At 61.5% G+C, this 23,178-nt stretch carries 22 protein-coding genes; 7 read left to right on the forward strand and 15 right to left on the reverse strand.

From position 1 onward, the window contains the following. Nucleotides 1–38: 38 nt before the first annotated feature. From IQ25_RS17565 to ahpC, 3 genes are all read right to left on the reverse strand, one after another. On the reverse strand, nt 39–1,970 hold the full coding sequence (locus tag IQ25_RS17565) for a glycoside hydrolase family 3 protein (protein ID WP_258537066.1): 1,932 nt from the start codon (nt 1,968–1,970) through the stop codon (nt 39–41). 170 nt (nt 1,971–2,140) lie between these two features. Beyond that, on the reverse strand, nt 2,141–3,700 hold the full coding sequence (gene ahpF / locus IQ25_RS17570) for an alkyl hydroperoxide reductase subunit F (protein WP_144907576.1): 1,560 nt from the start codon (nt 3,698–3,700) through the stop codon (nt 2,141–2,143). A gap of 178 nt (nt 3,701–3,878) precedes the next feature. Beyond that, nucleotides 3,879–4,442 carry an alkyl hydroperoxide reductase subunit C gene (ahpC, locus tag IQ25_RS17575; protein WP_144907577.1) on the reverse strand — a complete coding sequence of 188 codons (564 nt, stop codon included), beginning with the start codon at nt 4,440–4,442 and terminating at the stop codon, nt 3,879–3,881. 341 nt (nt 4,443–4,783) lie between these two features. Between ahpC and IQ25_RS17580 the strand changes: the two genes are divergently transcribed. The 5 genes from IQ25_RS17580 to IQ25_RS17600 all read left to right on the forward strand — a co-directional run bounded on the left by IQ25_RS17580 (nt 4,784) and on the right by IQ25_RS17600 (nt 9,942). After that, the gene (locus IQ25_RS17580; RefSeq protein WP_144907578.1) at nt 4,784–5,923 is read left to right on the forward strand and encodes an HlyD family secretion protein; all 1,140 of its coding nucleotides are present in this window, start codon (nt 4,784–4,786) and stop codon (nt 5,921–5,923) included. A gap of 14 nt (nt 5,924–5,937) precedes the next feature. Beyond that, nucleotides 5,938–7,509 carry a DHA2 family efflux MFS transporter permease subunit gene (locus IQ25_RS17585; protein WP_144907579.1) on the forward strand — a complete coding sequence of 524 codons (1,572 nt, stop codon included), beginning with the start codon at nt 5,938–5,940 and terminating at the stop codon, nt 7,507–7,509. Beyond that, complete coding sequence (locus tag IQ25_RS17590; RefSeq protein ID WP_144907580.1) at nt 7,509–8,966, forward strand: efflux transporter outer membrane subunit; 1,458 nt, start codon at nt 7,509–7,511, stop codon at nt 8,964–8,966. Before IQ25_RS17585 ends, IQ25_RS17590 begins: the two co-directional genes overlap by 1 nt. Nucleotides 8,967–9,050: 84 nt before the next feature. Then, nucleotides 9,051–9,239, forward strand: a complete 189-nt coding sequence (locus IQ25_RS17595; RefSeq protein WP_158637785.1) for a hypothetical protein — start codon at nt 9,051–9,053, stop codon at nt 9,237–9,239. Beyond that, a complete protein-coding gene (locus IQ25_RS17600) occupies nt 9,190–9,942 on the forward strand; it encodes a TetR/AcrR family transcriptional regulator (protein WP_144907582.1) in 753 nt (250 codons plus the stop codon). The genes IQ25_RS17595 and IQ25_RS17600 overlap by 50 nt, the downstream gene beginning before the upstream one ends. On the opposite strand, the gene IQ25_RS17605 is transcribed toward IQ25_RS17600, so the two are convergent. Beyond that, nucleotides 9,911–11,176, reverse strand: coding sequence for a YceI family protein (locus tag IQ25_RS17605; RefSeq protein WP_144907583.1), 1,266 nt, complete (start codon nt 11,174–11,176; stop codon nt 9,911–9,913). The two genes, IQ25_RS17600 and IQ25_RS17605, sit on opposite strands and share 32 nt — an antisense overlap. A gap of 122 nt (nt 11,177–11,298) precedes the next feature. Here IQ25_RS17605 and IQ25_RS17610 point away from each other — a divergent pair, with 122 nt between their 5' ends. Beyond that, complete coding sequence (locus IQ25_RS17610; RefSeq protein WP_144907584.1) at nt 11,299–12,132, forward strand: TIGR00266 family protein; 834 nt, start codon at nt 11,299–11,301, stop codon at nt 12,130–12,132. Between the two features lie 72 nt (nt 12,133–12,204). Here the strand turns inward: IQ25_RS17610 and IQ25_RS17615 are convergent, their stop codons facing one another. The 6 genes from IQ25_RS17615 to IQ25_RS17640 form a co-directional block, all read right to left on the reverse strand. Then, complete coding sequence (locus tag IQ25_RS17615) at nt 12,205–14,601, reverse strand: TonB-dependent receptor (RefSeq protein WP_144907585.1); 2,397 nt, start codon at nt 14,599–14,601, stop codon at nt 12,205–12,207. 91 nt (nt 14,602–14,692) lie between these two features. Further along, complete coding sequence (locus IQ25_RS17620; RefSeq protein WP_144907586.1) at nt 14,693–14,878, reverse strand: YezD family protein; 186 nt, start codon at nt 14,876–14,878, stop codon at nt 14,693–14,695. A gap of 316 nt (nt 14,879–15,194) precedes the next feature. Further along, on the reverse strand, nt 15,195–15,404 hold the full coding sequence (locus IQ25_RS17625; RefSeq protein WP_144907587.1) for a hypothetical protein: 210 nt from the start codon (nt 15,402–15,404) through the stop codon (nt 15,195–15,197). A 446-nt stretch (nt 15,405–15,850) separates the two neighbouring features. Continuing rightward, on the reverse strand, nt 15,851–16,918 hold the full coding sequence (locus IQ25_RS17630; RefSeq protein WP_144907588.1) for a phosphotransferase: 1,068 nt from the start codon (nt 16,916–16,918) through the stop codon (nt 15,851–15,853). Next, entirely contained in the window at nt 16,918–18,111 is a 1,194-nt protein-coding gene (locus tag IQ25_RS17635; protein ID WP_144907589.1) for an acyl-CoA dehydrogenase family protein, read from the reverse strand. The genes IQ25_RS17630 and IQ25_RS17635 overlap by 1 nt, the downstream gene beginning before the upstream one ends. A 39-nt stretch (nt 18,112–18,150) precedes the next feature. Beyond that, nucleotides 18,151–18,912: an SDR family NAD(P)-dependent oxidoreductase gene (locus IQ25_RS17640; protein WP_144907590.1), complete on the reverse strand. Its 762-nt coding sequence runs from the start codon at nt 18,910–18,912 to the stop codon at nt 18,151–18,153. Nucleotides 18,913–19,095: 183 nt separating this feature from the next. On the opposite strand from IQ25_RS17640, the gene IQ25_RS17645 reads away from it, so the two are divergent. Next, on the forward strand, nt 19,096–19,710 hold the full coding sequence (locus tag IQ25_RS17645) for a TetR/AcrR family transcriptional regulator (RefSeq protein WP_246415552.1): 615 nt from the start codon (nt 19,096–19,098) through the stop codon (nt 19,708–19,710). Here IQ25_RS17645 and IQ25_RS17650 read toward each other — a convergent pair whose 3' ends face one another. From IQ25_RS17650 to IQ25_RS17670, 5 genes are read right to left on the reverse strand one after another with little or no spacing between them, the layout of a single operon-like run. After that, entirely contained in the window at nt 19,711–20,232 is a 522-nt protein-coding gene (locus IQ25_RS17650) for a cytochrome c family protein (protein ID WP_144907591.1), read from the reverse strand. A gap of 11 nt (nt 20,233–20,243) precedes the next feature. Beyond that, nucleotides 20,244–20,786: a methylamine dehydrogenase light chain gene (locus IQ25_RS17655; RefSeq protein WP_144907592.1), complete on the reverse strand. Its 543-nt coding sequence runs from the start codon at nt 20,784–20,786 to the stop codon at nt 20,244–20,246. A 37-nt stretch (nt 20,787–20,823) separates the two neighbouring features. After that, on the reverse strand, nt 20,824–21,426 hold the full coding sequence (locus tag IQ25_RS17660) for a thioredoxin domain-containing protein (RefSeq protein WP_246415551.1): 603 nt from the start codon (nt 21,424–21,426) through the stop codon (nt 20,824–20,826). After that, nucleotides 21,426–21,986, reverse strand: coding sequence for a MauE/DoxX family redox-associated membrane protein (locus IQ25_RS17665; protein WP_144907594.1), 561 nt, complete (start codon nt 21,984–21,986; stop codon nt 21,426–21,428). Before IQ25_RS17665 ends, IQ25_RS17660 begins: the two co-directional genes overlap by 1 nt. 8 nt (nt 21,987–21,994) lie before the next feature. Beyond that, a complete protein-coding gene (locus IQ25_RS17670) occupies nt 21,995–23,170 on the reverse strand; it encodes an amine dehydrogenase large subunit (protein ID WP_144907595.1) in 1,176 nt (391 codons plus the stop codon). Nucleotides 23,171–23,178 lie beyond the last annotated feature (8 nt).

Below are 23,178 nucleotides of genomic sequence, written 5' to 3' on the forward strand. Positions count from 1 at the left end.
GGCCGGGGCATGGCGATTTCCCCGGCCTTGATCGATATTCAGGGCAGAACGATGCCGTCGCCTCGCTTGTAGAGAGGTGCGACACTGTCGTCGGGGCGGCCGGGGTGTTGTTCTTCCACCGCCTTGGCAGACGACGGAAGTTCGAACGGCAGGTGTCCGCGCGCCTTTGCCTTGCCTGTGACGAGATCGACCAGCACAGCATCGCTGGCGCCGAACAACCCATAAAGTGCGCTAGCATTGTCCTTGAGCAGCGTGAGCACAGCGGGACGATCAAGATCGACTGCGACGATGGTGGGCACTTTGGCTGCTGCCATTGCCACGGTCTTCGTGGCCACGTCTTCAGCGCGAAAATCGAGGCGGCCCTCGTGCTGACGCGAGCCGAAGAAATGGTTGGGATGGAGAACCTCGAACGGCGTGGCGACACGGACCAGCGCGACGTCCGCCTCATCGAGATTGTCGACCACGGTCAACCCCCGTGCCCGAGCAACATCGGCAGAGACGCCAGAGAGCCAGACCTTCCGTCCTTGAGAGAGCGGCAAAAGGTTGCCCTTGTTCTCAAGCAACACCTGCGCCGCGCGCTGGGCCTTGTCCGCCTCGGCCTGGGTTGCCGGATCGCCGATCACTTTCGCGGCCTGCTCGACATCGACATAGGGGTTATCGAACAAGCCGAGCTTGAATTTGAGCGTGAGCACGCGGCGGGCTGCCTGATCGATGCGGGCGCGCGACAGCTTTCCGGCCTTGTATGCGGCAATCAGCGGGGCGGGATCGTCGACGCCGCCGAACTGGTCGATGCCAGCGTTTGCACCGAGAGCATAGCGATCGATTTCCGACAGGTTCTCGACGCCCCATGGCATCGCAATGTTATAACCTTGCGGCTTCTCGGCGGTTGGCCGCATGCACTGTTCGAGGCAGGTATTGGTGATCGCCCAATCGGAAATGACAATGCCTCCGAACTTCCGGGTCTTGCGCAAGAGACCTTCGATAAGCGGCTTGCTGAACCCTGCCCCAACCTGCGGCAGCGGCTTGCCACGGATGGTGACACCCTCGGCAATGACATAAGTGGGCATGACGCCGGCCGACTTTGCAGCGAGCGCCCCATCGAACGCGGCGACGTGCTGTGCGAAGCTCGCGTTGTCGAGCTTGGCGATACGGCCGTAGTAGTTGTGGCCATCGAAGCCTTCGGGTTCGGCTCCATAACCGACCCAGTGCTTGACAACCGTGGCGACGCCCGAGCGCACGAGGCCGTTCGGGCTACCCTGAAATCCGCGCACATAGGCTCCGGCAAGGCGGGAAACCATGGCCGCATCGGCTCCAAAGGTGGCCACGCCACGCGGCCAGCGCGGTTCGGTATAGAGGTCTGCCTGAGGACTGAGTGCCATGTGGATGCCAACTGCGCGATACTCGGCCGCAACCAGCTTACCGAAGCGCTCGACAAGTTTCTCGTCCCCGATTGCTGCCATGCCGAGCGTCTCGGGCCACTGCGAGAAACCCCCGCTGGCCGAACTGACGCCGACCGTGACCTGAAAGTGGTTGCGAGGGTCCGTGCTGATTGTGGCTGGGATGCCGAGGCGCGTGGCCTCAGCCATCTTCTGAATTGCGTTGTTCTCTTCGGCAAAGCCTTTGGCGTCAGGCGACAGCCGGGTGATGAAGCTGTTGACGCCGCGCGCCAGCAAAACCTGCGCGGCAGACTTGTCGTAAGCCTTGCCCACGCCGATGAGCGCCCCGCCTTCGGCTGCGAGCGTACCATGTAGCATCAGCGCGATCTTTTCCTCGACCGTCATTTGCCCGAGCAGATCGTCAACCCTCTTCGACGTGGCGAGTGTCGGGTCCTCATAAGGATCGAGCCGACCATTGTGATTCAGATCGCGATGGGGCGTGTCGGCAAGAGCAGGCCCGCTCAGTGCGGCATTGAACGTGACCGTTGCCAGAAAACTGGATGCGAAACGGAGTACGTGCCTGGAAATCGCCACTTATTCCCTCCCAAACATACTTGACAGCGCAAGACAGGGTGGACGCTAGGCGAGCGTGGTGCTGGATGCAACGATCAAAGCAGAAGCGGCGACGCAAACTTGTTGCGCCGCCGCCTGTGCGACCCGTCGGGCTTGAGACGAGCATTGCCCTCGGGATTTCAGCCTGAGATTTATCCCTGTCGGATCAAGTAGTCGAAGGCAGAAAGCGCAGCTTTGGAACCTTCGCCCATGGCTATGATGATCTGCTTGTAGGGCACCGTCGTGGCGTCGCCCGCAGCGAAGATCCCGGGAACGCTCGTCGCGCCGCGAGCATCGACCTCGATCTCACCGCGCGGGCTGAGATCGACGGCGCCCTTGATCCACTCGGTATTCGGGACGAGCCCGATCTGCACGAAGATGCCTTCGAGCTCGACCGTGTGAAGCTCCCCGGTCTCTCGGTCCTTGTATACCAGCCCTGTAACCTTCGCGCCATCCCCGAGCACTTCGGTGGTGAGCGCCGACGTGACGATCGTAACGTTGGGCATCGAGCGCAGCTTGGCCTGCAGCACGGCGTCGGCACGAAGCTGATTGTCGAACTCGATCAACGTGACGTGAGCGACGATCCCGGCAAGGTCGATTGCGGCCTCCACGCCCGAGTTGCCGCCACCAATCACGGCGGTGCGCTTGCCCTTGAACAGTGGGCCATCGCAGTGCGGGCAGTAAGCCACACCCTTGTTACGATACTCGTCCTCGCCCGGCACGCCCATCTGCCGCCAGCGCGCGCCGGTCGATAGGATCAGGGTCTTGGCCTTGAGGCTTGCGCCATTTTCCAGCGTGATCTCATGCAGGCCGTCCTCACCAGCTGGAACCAGCGCGGTTGCCTTCTGCAGGTTCATCACGTCGACTTCGTATTCCTTGACGTGGTTTTCCAGCTGTGCAGCCAGCTTGGGCCCTTCGGTGTGCTGGACCGAAATGAAATTCTCGATCCCCATTGTGTCGAGCACCTGGCCGCCAAAGCGCTCGGACAAGACACCGGTGCGAATGCCCTTGCGCGCGGCATAGATCGCAGCGGCAGCCCCTGCGGGCCCACCACCGACGACGAGCACGTCGAACGGCTCCTTTGCCGCGATTTTCTCTGCAGCGCGCGCCGAGGCGTTGGTGTCGAGCTTTGCGACAATCTGCGCGAGATCCATCCGGCCCGAGCCGAAGGGCTGGCCGTTGAGAAATACCGTTGGCACTGCCATGATCTGGCGACGCTCGACTTCGTCCTTGAACAGCGCGCCATCGATGGCGACATGCGTGACGTTGGGGTTCAGCGCGGCCATGATGTTGAGCGCCTGGACGACGTCGGGGCAGTTCTGGCAGGTCAGCGAGAAGAACGTCTCGAAGTGCAGCGGGCCTTCAAGGCCGCGCACCTGCTCAAGCAGATCCGCATCCTCCTTGGGCGGGTGCCCGCCGACATGGAGCAGTGCGAGGATCAGCGAGGTAAACTCGTGGCCCATCGGAAGCCCGGCGAAAACGGCCTGGGCCCTACCCTCGTCGGCACGGATGGCAAAGCTGGGCGCTCGCTCGTCGGTGCCGTCGAAGCGCACAGTTACCTTGTCTGACTGCGCAGCGATCTCTTCGACAAGACTGCGCATTTCGGCAGACTTGGGGCTGTCGTCGAGGGTTGCCACGAGCTCGATCGGACGGCGCAGGTTGCCTAGGTAGGCCTTGAGCTGGGCGGTGGTGGCGGCGTCGAGTACGGGCATGGTAACTTCCTTTGGACAGCAGGACCCGCGCGTCACCGATTGGTCGGCGCACGGGGGATCATTTCAGTTGCATGATCGGATACGTGGAACCGGCGGGCCGCCCATCAGCGGCACGGCCCATCCGGTGATTTTTGGCAGGACGTTCAACCCCACGCGGCGAACGTCCTGCCGAACTGGATCAGATCTTGCCGACGAGGTCGATCGACGGGGCCAGCGTGGCCGAGCCTTCTTCCCACTTGGCCGGGCAGACCTGGCCGGGGTTCTCGCGCCAGTACTTGGCGGCCTTGATCTTGCGCAGCAGTTCCGCAGCATTGCGGCCCACGCCCTCGGGGGTGATCTCGACCAGTTGGATGGTGCCGTCCGGATCGGTCACGAACGTGCCGCGATCGGCAAGGCCGACGCCTTCGCGCAGGATGTCGAAGTTGTTCGAGATCGTGTGGTTCTGGTCGCCCAGCATGTAGTAGTTGATCTTGCCGACAGCAGGCGAGGTCTCGTGCCAAGCCTTGTGGCTGAAATGGGTGTCGGTGGAAACCGAGTACACTTCAACCCCGAGGCCCTGCAGTTCGCCATAGATGTCGGCGAGGTCTTCGAGCTCGGTCGGGCAGACAAAGGTGAAGTCGGCCGGGTAGAAGAAGAACACGCCCCACTTGCCGAGCACGTCCGCATCACTCACGTCGACGAACTTGCCCTGATGGAACGCGGTTGCCTGGAACGGCTTCAGCTTGGTTCCGACGATCGACATAGACTTAAATCCTTCTCGTTGTGGATGGGTGAACCGTGGTGTGATTGGCGAGGTAATGCATGGGACGCCATTTTTCCAATGAGCAAATTTGCCCTGTTTGATTTACTGGCTCGATCAATAGCTCAAAATTGATGGTCCATTCGTAATGGAAGCGGCCTGACTGACCTAATGGGCAGCAATGACCGAATGCCGGAGAACAGCGGTTTTAAGCGCGTTCGGCGGCCTAGATGCAGATTTTGCACTATGCCTCGCAATTTCCTCACTTGAATTTCTCCCCGCCCTGAACCAAGTGGCAATTCGCAACGGAACGATTTCGTTCAATTCTTCCGAATGGACCCCTGATGGCTGCCACGACCGAATCCACCCCTGCCCCGACGACAGATGCAACCGACGGCCGTCGCAGGACGATTGGCCGGATCGCGGTGGGCGCTCTGGCCGCTGGCGCTCTCTACGGCGCGTGGGCGCTCTACGATTACGAGACAGTGGGCCGCTATATGCAGGACACCGAAGACGCTTATGTGAAAGCGGACGGCGTCACGATCAGTTCCAAGCTTGGCGGTTATGTGCGGCGCGTTTCCGTGACCGACAACCAGGCGGTCGAGCAGGGAACCCTGCTGGTCCAGATCGACCCAACCGATTACGACACGCGCCTCGCCCAAAGCAACGCGCAAGTCGATGTCGCGCGGGCCACCGAAGCGGCAGCGCTGGCTGCGATTCAGGAGGCGCAGTCCGCAACCGGGCAGGCCCGCGCCGCCCTGCAGGCATCACAGCGTGAGCTAGCGTATCTCAACGGTGAGGTGGCCCGCATGCGGCCGCTGGTGGCCAGCGGCGCAGAGCCGCGTCAGGCCTTCGACCAACTCGTTGCCAACCGCGACAAGGCGATGTCCGACGTATCTGCCAAGCAGGCAGCACTCGCCGCGGCCAATGACCGCATAGCAAGCGCACGTGCGCAGGCTGGCCAATCGACGGCCCAGATCAAGGCCGCGCAGGCCCAGCGCGAGGCTGCCAGCACCGACCTTGCGACGACCCGCATTATTGCGCCGATCGGCGGCAAGGTGGGCAATTCCACCGTCCGCCTCGGCCAGTTCGTCCAGCCCGGCCAGCGTCTGATGACAATCGTCCCAACGCAGGCGATCTATGTCGAAGCGAATTTCAAGGAAACGCAGATCGGCCTGATGCGTCCCGGCCAGCCTGTTACCGTGCACGTCGACGCCCTGCCCGATGTCGAATTCCACGGAACGGTCGAGAGCATCACTCCGGGTACCGGCGCGAACTTTTCGCTGATCCCTCCGCAAAACGCGACCGGCAACTTCACCAAGATCGTGCAGCGCGTGCCCGTTCGCATTCGCATCAACGCCGGTCCTGAATCGCGCAAGGTTCTGGTCCCCGGCCTTTCGCTGTCTGTCGAAGTCGACACGCGCTCGGCCAAGTCCGCAATCGATGCGATCCGCGACGAACAGGAACGGGCCCAGGCCAAGTGAGTGCGGCGGCGATCATGGATGAGGAATCGGCCAGCGCGCCCACACCGCCTTCTGACAAGGCCGATGTCGGCGCCTGGCTTGGCGTTGCTGCAGGCGCGATCGGCTCGCTCATGGCGACGCTGGACATTTCGATCGTCAACGCATCGCTGCCTACGATTCAGGGCGAGATCGGCGCGTCCTCGAGCGAGGGCACATGGATTGCCACCGCCTATCTCGTGGCAGAAATCATCATCATTCCGCTGACTGGCTGGCTGGAACGCGTGTTCGGCCTGCGCCGATTCCTGCTGATCGCGGCGATCCTGTTCACTGGCTTCTCGGTCATGTGCGGATTGTCGACATCGCTGACCATGATGATCTTTGGCCGCGTCGGACAAGGGTTCACGGCGGGCGCGATGATCCCCACTGCGCTGACCATCATTGCCACGCGCCTGCCCCCGAACCAGCAGCCCATCGGCACGGCTCTGTTCGGCTTGACCGTGATCATGGGGCCGGTGATGGGACCGCTCGTAGGGGGGTGGCTGACCGAGAACTTCAGCTGGCACTATGCCTTCTTCGTCAACGTGCCGATCAGTGCAATTCTCATAACGCTGCTCCTTGTCGGCCTGCCCAAGAGCAAGATGCAACTGGGTGAGCTGGTGAACGCCGATTGGCTCGGCGTCATCGGACTGGTTCTCGGGCTCGGCGGTATAACCGTGGTGCTAGAGGAAGGTCATCGCGAACAGTGGTTCGAATCTGTGCTGATCTGGCAGCTTTCGGCCATCACCCTTCTGGGCTTCGTACTTATCGCTGCCGGTCAGTTCACCGCAAAGCGGCCAGTGATCAAACTGGCGCTGCTGCGCAACCGGGCATTTGCAGCCGTGTTCACGCTCGCGCTGGTGCTTGGTGCGGTCATGTTCGGCACTGCCTACGTAATCCCGCAGTTCCTTGCTGCAGTTGCGGACTACAACGCAATGCAGGCAGGCAAGATCGTGTTCATCTCGGGCATTCCGGCGATGCTGATGATGCCGATGTTCCCGATCCTCGTCGCCCGCGTCGACCTGCGCCTGATCGTCGGAACCGGGATCATGCTGCTCGCACTGTCCTGCTACCTTGATGTGAACTTGACGGCGCAATCGCGCGGAGGCGACTTCGTGGTTACGCAACTTCTGCGCGGCCTTGGCACCGTGTTCTGCATGCTGTTCCTGAACCAGGCGGCAATCAGCTCAGTTCCTGTAACAGATGCCGGGGACGCTGCAGGCCTGTTCAATGCCGGGCGGAACCTTGGCGGTTCGATAGGGCTTGCCCTGCTGGCAACGCTTCAGGACGAGCGCTGGGAGTTCCATCGCTGGACCATCCATAGCGCGTTGGGAGCCAATGACCTCAACCTGCAGGATTGGGTTGGCCAGCAAGCGATGACTTATGGTGGCGGGCCGGAAGGTATGGCAATCGCGCTGCGCTCGCTTGACGGCATGGTCCTGCGGGACGCGCTCGTCATGGCTTTCAACGATGATTTCATGGCGTTGACCGTCGGCATCCTGCTGGTGGCACCACTTGTCTTTCTCTTGCGCCCGCTACCCAAGGGCTACCACGCAAAGGCCGCACACTGATGACTGGCACCTCTTCCATCCGTCGCACTGTCGGCATCACGGCTCTGGCTGCGCTCCTCGCCGGGTGCGCTACGGTCGGCCCGAATTACGACGGCGCGCCGCAAGCCGCCCCGCAGGCCGCATCGCGCGGAGCCTTCGTGCGCGCTGGCGATTCAACGCAGACGACGGCGCCGGCCGGACGGTGGTGGGAGAGCCTTGGCGATCCTGTGCTTAACAAACTGGTCGAGGCGGCTCTTTCAGACTCTCCGAGCATCGCCGTGGCAAATGCACGCGTGGCCCAATCGCGCGCATCTCTTGCCGCCAGCCGCACAGCCGTGCTCCCCACCGTCAACACCTCGTTTGCCGCGCCCTATATCAATGTACCGGGCAATCTCGTCGGCAATGGTGGTGGACGTGACGAGATCAATGCGTACAATCTGGGCTTCGACGCTTCTTGGGAGATCGACCTGTTCGGCGGCACCCGGCGCAAGGTCGAAGCGGCTAACGCGCGTGCCGAGGCTGCCGATGCTGCTGCGGCAGATGCCCGCGTCACACTTTCGGCAGAGATCACCCGCGCTTACGTGGGATTGCGGGCGCGACAAGCGATGCTTGGACTGCAGGACCGGCAGGTCGAGATCGATCGAGAACTGGTTTCGCTCGCAAAGCAGCGCTTTGCGGCAGGGACGATCCCGCAGCAACCGGTGAACGCTGCCGAAGCGCAGGCCTTCGCCAGCGAAGCCGACGCCGCGAAGTCGCGTGCCGAAATTGCCGTTCTCATCGACCAGATCGCAGTGCTGACCGGCAAGGAGCCGGGCGCGCTTGATACACTGCTCGGTACGCCTGTAGACGTCCCGCTGCCGCCTGCACAAGTTGCGGTGGGCGACCCGGCGCTGCTGTTGCGCAGTCGTCCCGACATTCGCATGGCAGAGCGACAATTGGCCGCAGCCAATGCCGATGTGGGAGTTCGCATCGCTGACAAGTTCCCCAAGATCTCCTTCTTGGGCTTGCTTGGACTTGGCGGGCAGAACCTTGGCGACGTACTCGATCCGGGCAATATCGTCGGCATCGCGCTTCCACAGATCAAGTGGAACCTGTTCGACGGTGGACGCGCTGATCGTCAGGTCGAGGTTGCAAAGGGCGCGTATGCCGAGGGTGAAGCCAACTATCGCCGCACTGTGCTCTCCGCGTTGCAGGACGCCGAAAGCGCACTCGCACGCTTTGGCGCTCAGCGAGTCGCGTTAGGGAAGGCCATCGATGCCGAAGGTCGGGCGCGCAAGAACGTTGACCTGCAGGCACAAAGGCTCGCAGCGGGGACCATCGGGCGGCCCGACAAGCTAGATTCCGAACGCCAGGCATTACAGCTTGCAATGGCGGCAGCATCGGCCAGAGCCGAGCTGACGACCCAGTTTATCGCGGTGGAAAAGGCACTTGGGCTTGGCTGGATGACTGACCAAAGTGCGTCTGGACAGGCTAAATGAAACGAAATCGCCCAATTTATAGTATATTGACTATCCATACAGCTAGGGCACTCTTCTCCCACAATACGCCGCAAAGGCGAGAAAGTGGGAAAGATGCGCTGGATTACCGATGCGGGCCTCCGCTTCTGGCAGGCCTATCGCGAAGGATTGGAGATGTCCTGCCCGGTTCACAACCGGATCGCCGAAGCGCTGGCAGAACGCCTGTGCGATCGGGATCGTCCGCATGACGGCGCCGCAATCGCCTCCGGAGCGCAGCAACCGAGCGTCCACTGATCTGCCACTGCAGGACATTGAAGGAGGCGATCAGCCATCCGCTGGCAAAGTTGTCGGTCGCCGAGGCCGCCCGTCAGTAGAAGAAGCGCAGCGTCTTCCGGCTCGAATTCTTGAAGCAGGCTGGGAAGTCCTGCGTGACCACGGCTTTGAAGCCTTCACTTTCGACCGCGTCGCGCGCCATGCCCACATCGGCAAGGCCACGATCTACACCCGCTTTGCAGGAAAGCGTGAGTTTCTCGAAGCCCTTCTTGCACAAAAGATGGTCGAGCGTCGGCTGAGGATCATGAAGTTGGGCGAAGGCCTGCCGTTGATCGAAGCTTTCTGCATTCGCGCGGCTGCCGTGATGCACGTGCTGCATTCACCTGAAGGGCTCATGATGGAGCGGCTGGTTGACTGGTGCGACCAGGAGTTCGGCAATGGTGAAATGAATTATCGCCAGGCAATGTACGTCGATGCCCTGACCAACATCACCGAAGAGTTGGAAGAGGTCTCGCGAGAACAGGATCTAACGATCGCCGACCCTGAACTCGCGGCCCGATTCTGGCTTGAAGGCCTGCTTGGCCATGCCCGACTGGAGACTTCGACACAGACCGTCGATGTGGAAGCCAACGAAAAGTGGGCGCGGGCCTACTCGGAGTTTTTCTTCGCAGGCCTTCGCCACAGCGGCGCAATCAGCGCGCCTTCTTCACCGCTTTCAGATTGAAGTCCACGCCGACCGCATCTCTCAACTGATCGGTTGCCGACCATTCAGCTTCACCGACGCCAAAGGCAAGACGCTGCAGCGTTGCATTGCCCGAAGCGGTTGCACGACTGCCGTCGATATTGAGGCTGAAACGAACGGTCAAAGGCTTGCGCTGTCCATGGAGCAAAAGCGTCCCCTTGGCCACGTAACGCCCCTCACCCGCAGCACGGATGCTGGACGATACGAACTGCGCCGTGGGATGGGTGCCGACTGCAAAAAAGCTGTCGCTGCGCAGCATGTCGTCGCGCTGGCTGTCGCCGCTCTCGACCGAGGCGAGGTCGATGGTCACACTGATCGATGAGCCCGGCAGATCCTCGGGATCGAACACGATGGTTGCATCCCACCGGGAGAACGATCCTTTGATCGCTTCCCCGTTGTACTCTGCCGTAAAGGCGAGCCGGCCGCCCTTCTCCAATTTCCAAGGCGTGGCTGTGGCCGAAGAAACAGCGGATTCTGAGACGACCGCAGTGGGTTCTTCAGGCGCTGTCGATTCCATCGGAGCTGCAATGTCTCCTTCAGACGACGCGGACGGAAGCGGGATCGGCGGCGTCACCAGATTTGCCGGAGCAAAAGAAAGCAACCGGCCACAGATGAGCGCTCCAATGCCCAGTGCAATCGCAACGAGCGCCGCAATGCCGATCACACCGTGCGATTTCATAGCGCCGGGCAGCATCCGCCCGATCACGTCCTCGCGCTTGAAATGATGGTAGAGCGCACCTGCAACATGAAGTCCGATCAGGATAATCCCGATCGTTCCCAACGCCCCGTGAAGAACCTCGGCAGGTTCATGGAATCCCTGCCCAACCGGAAGATCAGGCCAAGGAATCTTGCCGAAAAGCATCGTCTGCAGCCGAACCTTTGCGGTCGAGACGATGATCCAACCGGTGATCGGCCCGCCGATCATTACCGCGTAGAGCAATCCGTGCACAGCCGAAGCCAGCAGCATCTGCGCCCTTCCGTCCTTCACGGGCTCCGGCCGAGGCCTGAAAAGGCGCACAGCCAAACGCACAAGGCTCAGCAGCAGGATCGTAATGCCCACGGATTTATGGAACTGGTAACCTGCGAATTGCGCCGCCCCCTTGGGCAAGTCTTCAAGCGCCCAACCGAGCCCGATCTGAAACAGCAACAGCAAGGCGATGGCCCAATGCAGTGCGATGGCCGTTGCCGAGTAGCGCTCAGGACGCAGTGTCGTCATCTTCTTTTCTTCCCCCCGATCCGACGAGCGTCATAACAGCGCCGACGAAGACATGATATGCCCTCTCGCATCCGCGCGATGGATTGCTACATCTGCGTCATTGCTTCTTTCGGGAGACTTGCATGTCCAACAGTCCATGGGCCCACCACCGCAGCGCCAGCATTGCCGACGACATCGACTTCGAGATCAAGGGACAGGAGCTGCAATTCCTCGAAATCGAACTCGATCCCGGTGAAAGCGCGGTTGCCGAAGCAGGCGCTTTGGTGTGGAAGGACGGCACGGTCGGCATGACCACCGTGTTTGGCGATGGTTCGGGCGACGAGCAGGGCGGCTTCATGGGCAAGCTGCTGGGCGCGGGCAAGCGCCTCGTCACCGGCGAAAGCCTTTTCACCACGGTGTTCACGCACAACGGATCAGGCAAGGCACGCGTGGCATTCGCCTCCCCCACGCCGGGCGCAATCCTGCCGATCAAGCTTTCCGATGTCGGCGGAACGCTGATCTGCCAGAAGGACAGCTTCCTTGCGGCCGCACGCGGCGTATCAATCGGCATCGCGTTCCAGCGCCGGGTGATGACCGGCCTGTTCGGCGGCGAAGGCTTCATCATGCAGAAGCTCGATGGCGACGGCTGGGTCTTCGTCCAGATGGGCGGCACACTGGTCGAGAAGGAGCTGCGCCCGGGCGAGGAACTTCACGTCGATACCGGCTGCCTTGCCGCCTACACACCCGGCATCGATTTCGATCTCGTGACGGCAGGTGGCGTGAAATCCGTGCTGTTCGGTGGTGAAGGCCTGTTCTTCGCCCGGTTGCGTGGCCCGGGCAAGGTCTGGATCCAGTCCCTGCCCTTCTCGCGCCTTGCCGGGCGGATGCTCGCAGCGGCCGGGTCGCGCGGCGGCCAGAACCGGGGCGAAGGCTCAATCCTTGGCGGCCTCGGCGACTTTATCGGCGGGAATAATTGACCAAGAAAAAGGCCGGTGGATTACTCCACCGGCCTTGAAGTTACCGCATGCGCTGCGGGGTGGAGGCTCTCGTCAGAAGTTCTTGCGCAGGGTTAAGCCCCAGGTCCGCGGATCGCCGGGCAGGCCTGCGATCAGGCCAGTGTTGCCCGGTCCAACGAAGAGTTGGTCGATGTAATCGTGGTCGAATGCGTTGCGCACCCAGCCGTAGACATCGAAGCCGTCATCCGTGCGAAAACCGGCGCGGAAGTTCGACAGCGAATAGCCATCGACCCAAGTATAGATCGAAGGCGTCGGGTTTGACGAGAAGTTCGACCGGTAGCTGCCGTCATAACCAAAATAGACCTCTCCATTCTGCTTGAGGAAGGTCACCGGCGCATTGGCTTCCAACCCGAACGAGAATGACCACTTCGAAACGCCCGGCAGGCGCTGGCCCGAAATGTCGCAGTTCGCCACGCCGGAAAGCTCGGGCGGGCATGGCGCATCGACAAATTTGCGATACGTGGCATCGGTGTAGGCACCGTTCACGTAGGCATTGAACCGCTCGCTCGGACGGATCGAGAAGTCAGCCTCGATACCCTGTGAGCGTACCGCTCCGGCATTGGCCAGATAGCCACGCAGGACCCCGAACTGGCCATTGTTTACGTTGGCCTGGTAGTCCTCGATGTCTGTACGATATGCCGAGAGATTGAAGATTGCGCGGCGGTCCCAGAACTCGGTCTTCAGCCCGGCCTCGTAGTGCTGAACTGATTCAGGCTTGACCGTGGCAGCGGCGAGGATCGGATTGTTCGCTGCATCGGTGGGCACGCCGTTCTGGTTGATGCCACCGGATTTGAAGGTCTTGGCGTAAGTCGCATAGAACAGGATGCCGGGTGCGACCTTGTAGCTGGCCGTGAAGTCGTAGCTGAAGTTCCAGTCGCTGAACTTGGGTGAGATGGTCTGCGGCGTGAATATCCCAAGCTGCGCAGTCTTTGTGGGGCTCGTCGTTCCGTCGATCAGGATTTCGTTGCCTGCCGCCGTAAACACGCGCCTTTGGTAAAACCCGTCCTTCTTGTCATAGTTCACGCGCACACCCGGTTGCAGGGTCAATTCGGGCGTCACCTTCCAGCTTGCCTGACCGTATACCGCAACGCTGGTGTTCTTCAGATACTGCGTGTTGAGCGCCGTCAGGCCATCGAGCACATTCGAGTTGTAGAGGGCGTTGCTCGGCGCAAGGTTCCATTTGGTCGAAGCGCTGCCATGCTGTTCGGTGCCCTGCGTATCGATCCGCTGGTAGAAGCCGAATGCGCCCAGCACGAAGTCGAAGCGGTCCCCGCTGTAGTTATACCGCAGTTCCTGCGTATACTGATCCTGCTGCGAAGGGTTCTGCGACTTGGTCACGATCGGCAGGCCGGTAAAGTCACGGTCGTTCTGCGGCTTCCAGTCCCAGAAGCGCCATGCGGTGACCGAAGTCAGCGTGCCCGGCCCGATGTCCCACTTTGCCTTGAGCGAAACGCCGCCGATCTTGTTCCCCGCCTGCAGCGTGGCATCGAGATCGGTCAGGCGGTCATAGGGGTTGGTGCTGGGCACGGTATAGCCCTGCGCTGCGGCAAGCGCGGCAAACTGGCGGTCCAACGCGCGCTGCGTAGTACCCGTGCGAACGTAGACGGATCCGCAGCATGCGGCGTCCTGTTCGCTGTAGTCACCGGCAAGCGTGACGCTGAAAGTTTCGCTTGGCTGGAACAGCAGCTGGCCACGTAAGCCTAGGTTGTCCTGGCCCTGTATCCACTGCTTGGACGTCACATTGTAGATCGTACCGCGACGGTTGGTCGAGGACACGGCAAGGCGCGCTGCCAGCGTGTCGGTGATCGGACCGGAAACGGCGGCCTTGGCCTGCACAAAATTCAGGTTGCCGACGCTGACTTCAGCCTTGCCCTCGAAATCGAAAGTGGGCTGGTTGGTCGTGATGTTGATTGCCCCGGCGGTGGTGTTTTTCCCGTAAAGCGTGCCCTGCGGGCCGCGCAGGACTTCGATCTGCTTGACGTCGAGGAAGTCGAAGGTCGCCGACGCAACGCGGGCGTTGTAAACGTCGTCGATGTAGATGCCGACGCCCTGCTCGATCCCGTCGTTCGTCAGCCCGAATGGCGCGCCAAGCCCGCGGATGTTGACCGCTGTGTTCCGCGGATTGGACGAATAGAACTGCAATGTTGGGGTAAGCTGTTGCAGGCGGCCAACGTTGAACGCGCCTGTATTGTCGATATGCTCACCGCCCACGACCGAAATGGCCAGCGGTACGTCTTGTGCAGTCTCCTGACGGCGACGTGCGGTCACGACGATCTCGCCACTGTCATTTGCACCCGTACCGACAGATGTCGTCTGGGGATCTTCAGCAGCGGCAGCTGTGCCGGTGGCAGGTGCTTCGGCAGCGTAGACGCCATGCGAAGCCAATGCGAGCGACGCAACGCCGCCCGCGAGAAGGACGCGGAAATTCATCGTAGGACCTCATGTGTTCCCGAACGATGCTTCCGGCGGTCCGGTCAGCGGTTACGGTTGTTCTGTTCTTGAAACTGTGTGCGTGTAACGATCAGTTCGGCTTGAGCCGTCGCTTCTCGGTCACGTCGATCTGGACGACACGCCCTTCGTGGACAGTCAGCTGGATAGAGCCGTAGCGCAGGCCGGTCAGGGCTTCTCGCACGCTCGCAAGGCTTTCCTCGAGTTGGCGCTCTGCCTCGCCCGTGGTGGCGCCCCGCTTATCTGTGTGTTCGGTCATCGCCGGTTCGATCCTGTTGGCACGCCGGTACCCTGTCGATGATGATTCCATATTCGCAATACCCCTGCGCAGCTTCTGGCGAATCATTTCACCGTTGGACCAAGCCTATACTCAACCTATTCAATAGACATTAAACTTCGCCTGTTGCGTCTCCAAGCTCTCCTTTCAGCATCGAAACGAGAGCAACGGACACGGTGACAGCCACCCTTCGGATGGCCGCTGGATAAAGTCTATTTAAATGATAGACAATTAAGCTGCGTCGAACCGCGCTATTGTCCCGATGAGTTGTGCATAGCTTCTTGAAGGAGGGGAGAGGTCAGGGGTTAGTAACCACCAGCCTGAGTTTCGGAGCTTGGCGCACGATCTTACCCTCGCCACAAGACGCCGCAGCTATGCACTGCTTGAGGCAATCGACTGCCATCGCCACATGAAGCGCAGCCATCGCCTCGCCATGCAGGTCGAGATGAGCTAGCGCGTCCGACAGAGTCTCGAACACTTCTGCGAGTGGCTTTGTTGCAACCTGCATGGGCGACGCCTCATTCTGGGACCGGGCGACGTGCTCCAATCCGACATCCGTGGCCGTAGGTAACGCAGAATTTGCCTGTTCAAAGGGAAGATTACACCGCTTATGAGCAAGCTGGGGCGCAAGAACGTTGGCGCCGACGGGGCTTCTGCGGATAATTACTTACCAAACTGTATGTTAGATGAAGCGTAGGAGGCGTCTTCGGCGGTTTGGCAGAAGTGTGATCTGCATCACAAATCTTGTCCACAATGGACAGAAGGTGCAAATCGCCGCACAACGCCGCTTCTGAAGGCATCCATTACCTGAAGCAGCGCCAGCGATTCGCCGAGTTTCGAATTTTTTGCACAATGCACAGCGGCTCTCGGTCATGCCTTAAGACAGCCAATGAACCGACTTTCGGTTGACCTGCATTAACCTTCAGATCGAACCATTTACTCTTAAAAGGCCTTTCAGACGCAACGCTCCATCGCCTCGCGCGCGAGCCTTGCCAGCACCGGAAATGCCTCCGCTCGAACTTTCGCATTCGCCGATGCAGCGGTCCCACGCAGGTAGCGGCCCTTGATTCCGTGAAAGATGGCCGCGAGCCGGAAGAAGTTGAATGCCATGTAGAAGTCCCACGAGGGGATCGTGTCGCGCCCGGTGCGGCGGCAATAGGCCGCGACATATTCTGCCTCGCTCGGGATGTTCAAAGCTTCCAGGTCAGCCCCTACCAACCCCGCCACGATGTGCGGCGGCATGTGGTACATCATCGCGTGATAGGCAAAGTCCGCGAGTGGGTGCCCTAGTGTCGAAAGCTCCCAGTCAAGCACGGCAATCACGCGTGGCTCGGTCGGGTGGAAGATCATGTTGTCGCAACGGAAGTCGCCATGAACCACGCTGGTCTCGTCGCCGTCAGGAATAGCCGTGGGTAGCCATTCGACCAGAGCATCCATGTTCGGATCGCGCCCGGCCAGTTCGTCCTCGAGATATTGCTTCGACCAGCGCCCGACCTGCCGTGCGAAATAGTTGCCCGGCTTGCCATAGTCGCCGAGACCGACGGCTTCATGATCGATGGAATGCAACTGCGCGATCGTCGCATTCATGGCGTCGAAGTAGGCCGGGCGTTCAGCCGCAGGCACATCGGGGAACGTCGCTTCCCAGAAGATGCGGCCTTCCACCATTTCCATCACGTAGAACCAGCTGCCGATCACGCTATCGTCGGTGCACAGCCCATGGACATGCGCCACCGGGAAGCCGACCGATCCAAGCGCGGCCAGCACTTTCGCCTCACGCTCTACTGCATGGGCTCCCTTGAGCACTGGCCCCGGAGGCTTGCGACGCAGGACATAGGAGCGGCCGGGGGTGAGCAGCTTGTAGGTCGGGTTCGATTGCCCGCCCTTGAACTGCTCGACCGCCAACGGTCCCGCAAAACCATCGACGTTGGCTTCCATCCAGCGAGAGAGCGCAGCTTCGTCGAAGCTGTACCCTTCGCGGACGGGAGTCGTCCCGGCGTTGGCTTCCTGCGTCGCGGCCGACATTACTGTGCGCTCCCGGCTTGGGCATGACGCCAGTCGCGGCGGATCTTCTTGGCAAGGCTCCACTTGTGAACCTCTGTCGGGCCATCATAGATGCGGAAGGCGCGCACTTCGCGGAACATCTGCTCCACGATGGTATCGCCGGTCACGCCCGATCCACCCATGACCTGCACGCACTTGTCGGCCACGCGCATCAGCGCTTCGGACACCGCGACCTTGGCCATCGAGCTTTCGACCGTTCCGAGCGATCCGGTATCGAGCACGCCCGCGCACCAGTCGATCATCAGTTCGGCCTGCTTCAGATCGATCATGTTCTCGGCCAGCATGAAGCCTACGCCTTCGTGATCAATCAGCTGCTTGCCGAAGGCCATGCGGCGGTTGGCATAGTCGGACGCGATTTCCTGCGCGCGGATGCAGCCGCCCAGCCAGCGCATGCAGTGCGAAAGGCGTGCAGGGCTCAGGCGCACCTGCGCATACTTGAACCCCTCACCCGGCTCGCCGAGCATCTGGTCCGCTGACACGCGCAGATCCTTGATGTCGATCACCGCGTGGCCGCCCGGCATGGAACTGTCGATCGTATTTGGCACGCGCACAATCTGGATCGCCGGGTCCGGCAGGTCGACGAGGAACATGCACGCGCCGCCCTCCTCGTCCTTGGCCATGATGATGCCGACTTTCGCGCCCTTGGCCCCGGTGATGAAGGCCTTGCGCCCGTTGATCACCCAGTGGTTGCCATCGCGGCGGCAGGTGGTCTGCATCATCGAAGGGTCGGAGCCCGCACCGCCTCCGCTGGCGGGCTCGGTCATGAAAAACGCTGAGCGCGCCTCGCCCGAGACGAGTTGCTTGAGGAAGCGCTCCTTGAGTTCCGGGCTGCCGACCTTGCCGAGCAGGTACATGTTGCCCTCATCCGGCGCCTGCGTGTTGCACGCCAGCATCCCCAATGGAGACAGCCCCGAGCGGATCAGCACCACCGCCGTCTCACGCTGGTTGAGATGGCGGCCGTCAGACAGAATGTGCGGGGTGAGCACGCCAGCCTCGCGCGCCAGTCCGCGCAGTTCCTGCACCAGTTCATCCGTCGGCGCCCCGTGATCGTCGCGGCGCGGGTCGCTCTCATAAGGAACCACAACCTCGCGGACGAACCGCTCCACCCGATCCGCGATCTCCAATGCGGCGTCCATGCCGATGCCATTTGCCATTACGTATCTCCTGTATCGCGGGATCGTTTGGTAAGCTTGTCAGCGCGGCGCCATGCGGATCGCGCCATCCAGGCGGATCACTTCGGCGTTGAGCATCGGGTTGACGACGATGCTCTCGACCATGCGCGCATACTCCTCAGGCTTGCCAAGACGGCTGGGGAACGGAACCTGCGCCCCGAGCGAGTCCTGCGCTTCCTGCGGCAAAGACTGCAACAGCGGCGTCAGGAACAGGCCAGGCGCGATGGTGTTCACGCGGATGCCATAGCGTGCAAACTCGCGCGCAATCGGCAGCGCCATGCCGACGACGCCGCCCTTGGAAGCCGAATAGGCTGCTTGGCCGATCTGGCCTTCAAACGCCGCCACGCTGGCAGTGTTGATGATCACGCCTCGTTCTTCGCCCACCTGCTCCGCATCGAAAATTCGCGCGGCGAACTTGGACAGGACGTTGAACGTGCCGATCAGGTTGATCTGGATGATCTTGCTGAAGTCCTTGAGCGGGATCGCCTTGCCATCGCGACCGATGACCTTGGCCGGAGGGCCGATGCCGGCACAGTTGACCAGAATGCGGGCTTTTCCATTCATCGCCTCGGCTTCGAGGATGGCATTGTCGACCGCGTCCTCATCCGTCACGTCGACCTTGAAAAACGTGCCGCCGATGGCTGCGGCATGGGCCTGCCCCAGTTGCTCGTTCAGATCGAAAATCGCGACCTTCGCCCCAAGCTCGGCGAGTCGAGCTGCGGTGGCTCCGCCCAGACCGGAAGCGCCGCCCGTGACGATTGCTGCAAGACCGTTGATTTCCATGACCAATCCATCCTTCCGCCAACTGCCAATCCACCGTTCGGAAACCAGCAGGGACAATATCTACTCATCAGTAAGTATTGTCCAATTGGGTATGGTGTCAATCGCCAGTTTGCCCTACCCTGCGCAAACCAAAGCCCGGCCTTACCCGGCTTTCCAACTGGCATAACACGCAGGTATCCGTCCTTGGCTGAACGTTCGCCCTTCAAGACCGCTGCCGAACGCAGCGAAGAGCGCGAGGCAAAGCGCATGGCCGTGCTCAGGGCTGCCGTGCGGATGTTCAACGCGCGCGGCTACCACCAGACCTCGCTCGATGACGTTGCCGCCAGCCTCGGCATCTCTAAGCCTACGATCTACCACTACCTCGGCAACAAGGAGCAGGTGCTGGTAGAATGCCTGACGATCGGCATGAACCAGCTGCTCGCCGCTTCCGACGATGCACGCGAAGTCCACGGTCGCGGCATCGATCGCCTCCGCGCTTTCCTGCAGGGCTATGCCGAAGTGAACATGGAAGACTTCGGCCGCTGCAACATACTGACCGCGAACGAGGCGCTCTCACCCGATGCGCGCGAGACGATCCGCCTGCTCAAGCGCCGGATTGATGGCATTCTGCGCGAACTGGTGGAACAAGCGATAGCGGACGGCTCGGTCGCCCCTTGCGATCCGAAGCTCGCGGCGCTGACCCTTGCCAGCGCGCTCAATGGCCCTGCCCGCTGGCACCGTCCGGACGGTCCGCAATCGCCGAAGGCGATCGCCACGACGCTCGTCGATTTTCTGGTGGCGGGCCTCGCTCCCCGCTGATCACGGATTGCGGTAGAAGTCCTTGAACGAAGCAGGCGCTCCGCATTTCGCGATAGCGGTCGCCACATGCCGTCTGCGTTCTTTCACCAGGGAGGCAGAAGTAAGCGCGAAATGGCGCTCGTATCCAACTTCGTGCGCAGTAAACGGCTTCGTCCCCGGCAGCACGCTTTCTCCGCCCAGGCCAAACACCATGAAGTTGAGCATGTCCGCCAGCTGCTGGTTGTCGTTGATCCGGCTCTTGGCGATGTTGGGCAACCGTAGCAGATAGGCGCGCGTTGCGGGCGTGCACATCATGTAGCCCACCCGCCCACGCAATTCAGGAAGTCTGGCAGGCGCAGACAGCCCCTGCACGCCATGGCAACCGGCGCAGTGCTCGACATAGTCGGCCTTTGCCAGTTCCGGATCGCCGATCGCCGCAAGCCCAAGCGCCACGGTTTCGGCACGCGGATCACCCTTCGCCGCAAGCCCCGGCGCCACGATGGCGAGCACTGCTACCAGTCCTGCCAGAGCCAGCTTGCGCACCGCCGCCTCCGTCAGGCTGCGCCGATCATCATCGCGGTCGAGCAGTGATACTCCATGCTGCTCGTGCCGAAGCACCAGATGACGTTATTGTTGAGTTGCGGCAGATAGAGCTGCGTCTCGCGATCGGTATTGTCGCAACCGCACTGGCCGCAGGCAGGCTTTCCGCAGCAATCACGATAGGCGATCATGTAGGCCTTGCCGTCATCTGGGTTGATGCACGATCCCACCCACGAAACCGGCGAGGGCTCCGCTCCTGCCGGGCAGGTATGAATGCCACCGCCGCAGCAGGTGCACAGCGCGCCGTCGATGGCGCAGTAGCGCCAGTAGTTGCACTTGGTGTCGTCCTTGGTCTGCGCCGTTCGCGCAAACATGGTCTTCGCCTCGGGCGAACGATCCGGCTTTGCAGCTTCTGCGCGGCTCACCGGCAGCAGCGGGAAAACCGGCGCGGCCACCAGCGCGAGGCCAAGGCGCGACAGGATACCGCGGCGCGAGGTGCCACCGGCAAGGCGGCGCAACAGCTTTTCGCCCATCGCATCGGGATTGAAACGCTTCATCGAATGCCCCCTTTTAACGCTTTCCCGTCGCGACCGGTCAGGCCGCCTCGACCTTCTTCAGCTTGCCGATGTAGTCCTGCACCGTTGCAATGCCCATTTCGTGGGCGACCACGAGGCTCTCGAGATGCTCGCGGCTGTTCACCAGTCCCTTTGACAGGATCGTGCCCTCGGCATCGAGCAGCACCGCATAGGGCAGCTTGCCTACTTCAAAAGCCTGCCCCACTTCCGGCCCGTTGATGAAGCGGTAGCTCTCGAGCCCCTGCGCCGCGATCAGCCCGCGCTGGACCTGCACATCATCATCGCCAACGAAGGTCAGTTCCACGCGCTCGTCCTTGGCGAAGGAGCGCGCAGCCGGGATCAGCCCCTTGCACAGTGGACACGTTGCCGAGACGAACATCAGCAGGCGCAACGGCACAGTCTTTGAAGGACCACCGACAATTACGTCCTTTCCGTCAAGCGTATGCGCCGGAACCGCTGGAGCCTTGCCCCCAACCGCCGGACCACCGCTCGTCTGCAGCGCGCCTGCAGGGGCAACGCGCATGTGCAGCACGCCAACCTGGCGGGCCAGCGCCAGCAGCGCCACGACCAGTGCGAGAATGACCACCCAGGAAAGCACCTGGGCTACGATCAGTGCCGTCATCATCGCATATTCCTTTCGATGGCAAGCGGGCCCTTCGCCAAGGCCGCAAGGGCATTGACCAGCAGGGTCAGGAGATAGAGTGCCGAACCACTCGCAAGACCGATCCACCAGCCCGCAGAACCCGGTGAGGGAAGTTGTCCAAGTGTCGGCAGCAGGAGTGCCGCAAGTACCACGTTGCGCAGCACGAGCGTCCCGCTCAATGTCTGGCGCAAGTCGGAGCGACCGCACCCGCAGTCGATATGCGAACGGCCGCGCCGGATGTTAACCGCCATCGCCGCCGCGAACACCAGAAGCAGACCGGCAGCCGGGATTGCAGCAGGACCGATGCCGACAATCAGGCAGGCTCCGATCACCACTTCCGCGGGCGGAAGCAAGGTCGCTACCACGCCGACTAGCGCAGGCGGCAAAAGTCGATAGTTTGCCACCACGCCAGGAAACACCCGACGGCTGCGCAGCTTGGCCAGCCCGGCCGTCAAAAACAACGTGCCAATGCCGAACGCGGCAGCGTATCCGGCAATGCCCAGCGCCTGGCCAAGACTTGAGCCAAGGGTCGAAGCCATCTCGATGATCACATCGACTCCACGACCGTAATCAGGCCGCTGCCACCATTCTCGATCTTGTGCTTCACTTCGCCGGTCTTGGAGTCGATGATCACTGCATCCTTGCCACCGCCGTTAACCATGATCATCGCTGCATCATCTTGCGTGATCTGGATGTTGCTGGGCTCGTCTTCGACAGGGTAGCGCTTGACCACCTTCTTTGCTGCAAGATCGATGCCCCAGATTTCCTCGGCACCTTCCTTGTGGCTCCAGTATTCACCCTTGTGCATCAGCACCCAGAGCATGCCGGTGGGTCGGTGCAAGGCCATCGGCTGCATCCCGCCAGGATACCACGCGATGTCGAGCGGCTTCACGTCCGCCGCCTTCATTCCGCCCGCTTCCTGAATGGAAAACGGTGCCCCTACTTCCACCTTGGCCCCGACAGCTGCGGTGCGGACCACGCCGGTATAGCTGAGCATCACGACCTGCTTCTTCTTCCGATCGTAGACGGTGTTCGACCAGATCGGGTCCGCCGCGGCATCAAAGAAGGGTTCGGTGCGGGTAATGTCTTGCGTCGCCCCCTTGATCGCCACCGTGGCAATCGTCCCGTCGGCGCAGAGCGATGAGAAGCCCACGCCGGGATTGGGGATCATCCCCGCACAGCCCGGAAGCTCGATAGCGCGCACGAACTTGCGCTTGGTCAGATCGATGATGTTGACCGACGAGGCCGGATCGAAGTTGTAGTCATAGGCGGTCTTGCCGTCGTCGGTCAGCACGAAGTTGGTGGTAAACCCGCCGACAATCAAACGTCCCGGTGTCGGGATTTCGCCCAGAAGCTTCAGCGTCTTGCTGTCATAGACCGAAACAAGGTCCTGCCGAGTGCCCCGGTTTACCTTGGACCACATCGTCTCGGCCACGTAATAGAACTTGCCAGACGGGTCGATGCCAAGGTCCGAATCCCGGCTCGTGGCGACCATGCCGATCATCTTGCCGGTGCCGGCATCGAAGATGCTCGTCCCTGCAGACCCCCATCCGCCGCGCACGAAGAACCAGCTTGGCTTCGGCGCCTCCATGGTCATCACGCCGGGCTCTTCGGCCTCGGGCACGACGGCTTCGGCCAGTGCCACGGCGGCATTCATGGTGGCAAGCGATCCCGCTATCGCCGTTCCGATCAGAACCCGCGCCAACTTGCGTCCAAGCGTCATTCCGGCCC

The sequence above is a fragment of the Novosphingobium taihuense genome, assembly GCF_007830315.1.
Taxonomy (GTDB): Bacteria; Pseudomonadota; Alphaproteobacteria; order Sphingomonadales; family Sphingomonadaceae; genus Novosphingobium; species Novosphingobium taihuense.